We start from the raw sequence: 2178 nt of genomic DNA, 5'->3' as shown, positions 1-2178 counted from the left end.
TGACAGTTCACCCGTAAATTCACCCGTAAGTTCCCAAAGTGTTCACCCGTTGTATAACAGTGATACAACGGGTGAACTGTCACAGGGGCAAAATGGAAGTACGGGTGAACTGTACCAATGGACTGAAACCTACGAACGCCGCAATCACACTTATGTGAGATATTGCTATTCCTTAAACAAAGTGTCAGGTTCCAAAAAAACCATCCACATCCCCGGAGGAAACACCTCCAATCAGCGGACGCGGACTCGCTGGTTGGAAGTTGAAACTTTAATCCAAAGGAACAAAACCCCTACTGAAATAACTCAAACCATAAAGCAGTGGAAATGATGTTGATTACCGTTGAGTTAACGATCTTAGGTCTTCTATCGCTATATCATCTATCGGCAAACGGCACTCAGCTATAGATAGAGGTAAAGAAGGTAAAAATCTCCGAGGTTTAAATTTTAATCCAAAATTTCTAACAGGAAAATACCATAAATAATACTCATTTAAATAAATTCTCCGACTAGTAATGTAGTGAGAATGACTTACAGGAAAAACAATAATCGTTCCCGCCAAAGGACGAGGATCTAAATTGTAGGGACTAGTAATTTTTAATCGAATTAAAGAATTAAAGCCATTAGGAAAAGGCCGAAAAATAAAATACTTTGAATTACGAGATACCATCGTAGTGTATCTCGTAACCCAATTATTATCCTCCAAAGAGATTGCCACGTTACTAATTAGGATCGCTAACGCTTAAAATTTTAGCACTCTTAAATGTTTTGCCGTTCAACTTTCCTTCATAGACCAAACCAATCTTTTTGTTAGGATGGCAAAATCTGGTATAACTCTTACCGTTTTCTAATGTAATCCGAACAACTTCTGGCTTGGGCTTATTGGCACCAAAAATCATTCCTTTGTTGTTAGTTTCTACTTTTACTCCCAATTCGGATTCTAGGCCTTTGTAGGAATCTTTCGGGACATAAAAACCTAGTTTGTTGGTTCCAATTTGGCACGATATCATATCGCGTCTATTAGCCATATTACACTTCCTTCAACTTTCTCTTATTGCAAAAAAGAATTATGGCAGATAAGCAAGAGGAGTAAAGGTGCGAGATCCTCCTGCACTGCTTGGGGTAACGTTCATCGTCAAGCCCAGTGTGACAGTTAGCCCCTCAGTATCATAAGAAACAGTAACTCGGTTAGGTCGTGTTGCTTCAGGTTGAGCCAGTTCACTATCCTGAAGGGCATTCAAGATCTCAAAAGCCTGTCCTTCTAGAGTAGTTGCAGTAGTAGTAATTGCAGCCGCCATAATACCCCCTATATCGGGTTTTTAGTACAAATCCACTATAGCTTTACCAAGAAAAGAATTTTATTGTCGTCATCACAGGGCTTAAACCCTAAGTAGCTTCTTTAGCAGCTTTATGTCGTCTTTTCTCAAGTACCATTTGCCAGCTATTTTATAAGCTACTAGGCTGTGCCGTTTTATCAAAACTCGAACTGTATCTGGCGAGTAATTGAGCTCCTTTGCAAACCGAGGCAAGCTGATTAGTTTTTCTTGCACGTTGAGAGCGCGGCATTTTTTCCAGTGCGGAATGTGTAGATTACTCATAGGAGATTCACCCAGTCAGGTACAGTGTTTTTCTGTCCGGTCTTAAAGAACCGAACAGATTTTGGCACAACCAAGCATTGTTTGAGTTGGTTGCCTTTTCGCAATCCGACTTTTAGCTGAGCACCAGCGAGCATTGATGGATTGATAAACTGACGGAGCGCGTTAATCACCCGCTCTGATTCCTCTCTAGAAACAGCGTTAACTATAACTTTTGAGTTGTCCTTTAAAACTAAAATCCCTTCCCACTGTCCTTTCCTGTATGAAGGTAGTTGAGGTTTGTGACCCCCGACGTAGTGCGGAATCGTTAGAGGCCACCGGGTTCTACCCAATTTATTGCCTTGCTTTTCGGCGTACAAACAAACCAACTGCGGGCGATCGGACCCAATCCTCACCTGCCACCATTCTGGAATAACAGCGATCGGCGGTTCGGTGTTTCGCATCTTAATCAAATCAATTTGGATTTCTGCAATCTTGCGATAAATCAGCGCCATAGAAGCTGCTGTATTTTCATCAATAGCTAAAACTTCGATCTGGGTACGATTGATCTTTGGAACCCAAATTTCAGATCCATTAACATTCTTTT

The 2178-nt window shown here is 41.1% G+C and carries 5 protein-coding genes and 1 pseudogene; 1 reads left to right on the top strand and 5 read right to left on the bottom strand.

Going from position 1 to position 2178, the window contains the following annotated elements:
* Positions 1–328: pseudogene (locus ACE1CC_RS22810) on the top strand (hypothetical protein); the annotation flags it as partial.
* A 6-nt stretch (positions 329–334) separates the two neighbouring features.
* On the opposite strand, the gene ACE1CC_RS22805 reads toward ACE1CC_RS22810, so the two are convergent.
* The 5 genes from ACE1CC_RS22805 to ACE1CC_RS22785 all read right to left on the bottom strand — a co-directional run.
* Positions 335–667 (bottom strand): hypothetical protein, encoded by a 333-nt coding sequence (locus tag ACE1CC_RS22805; RefSeq protein ID WP_413272732.1) that lies wholly within the window; start codon positions 665–667, stop codon positions 335–337.
* Between the two features lie 52 nt (positions 668–719).
* The gene (locus tag ACE1CC_RS22800) at positions 720–1025 is read right to left on the bottom strand and encodes a hypothetical protein (protein ID WP_413272731.1); all 306 of its coding nucleotides are present in this window, start codon (positions 1023–1025) and stop codon (positions 720–722) included.
* A gap of 39 nt (positions 1026–1064) precedes the next feature.
* Positions 1065–1295, bottom strand: coding sequence for a hypothetical protein (locus ACE1CC_RS22795; protein ID WP_413272730.1), 231 nt, complete (start codon positions 1293–1295; stop codon positions 1065–1067).
* An 81-nt stretch (positions 1296–1376) separates the two neighbouring features.
* The gene (locus ACE1CC_RS22790; RefSeq protein WP_413272729.1) at positions 1377–1595 is read right to left on the bottom strand and encodes a helix-turn-helix domain-containing protein; all 219 of its coding nucleotides are present in this window, start codon (positions 1593–1595) and stop codon (positions 1377–1379) included.
* On the bottom strand, positions 1592–2178 hold a 587-nt coding region (locus tag ACE1CC_RS22785), incomplete at its 5' end, for a hypothetical protein (RefSeq protein WP_413272728.1). The genes ACE1CC_RS22785 and ACE1CC_RS22790, both read right to left, overlap by 4 nt.

The organism is Floridaenema aerugineum BLCC-F46 (assembly GCF_041929345.1).
Taxonomy (GTDB): Bacteria; Cyanobacteriota; Cyanobacteriia; order Cyanobacteriales; family Aerosakkonemataceae; genus Floridanema; species Floridanema aerugineum.
Note: the sequence above shows the minus strand (reverse complement) of the source record. Positions and strands in the feature narration are given on the sequence as shown.

Excerpts from the sequence above, each read along its gene's own strand:
- ACE1CC_RS22805 (WP_413272732.1), bottom strand. The coding sequence starts at position 667 with ATGGTATCTCGTAATTCAAAGTATTTTATTTTTCGGCCTTTTCCTAAT.
- ACE1CC_RS22800 (WP_413272731.1), bottom strand. The coding sequence starts at position 1,025 with ATGGCTAATAGACGCGATATGATATCGTGCCAAATTGGAACCAACAAA.
- ACE1CC_RS22795 (WP_413272730.1), bottom strand. The coding sequence starts at position 1,295 with ATGGCGGCTGCAATTACTACTACTGCAACTACTCTAGAAGGACAGGCT.
- ACE1CC_RS22790 (WP_413272729.1), bottom strand. The coding sequence starts at position 1,595 with ATGAGTAATCTACACATTCCGCACTGGAAAAAATGCCGCGCTCTCAAC.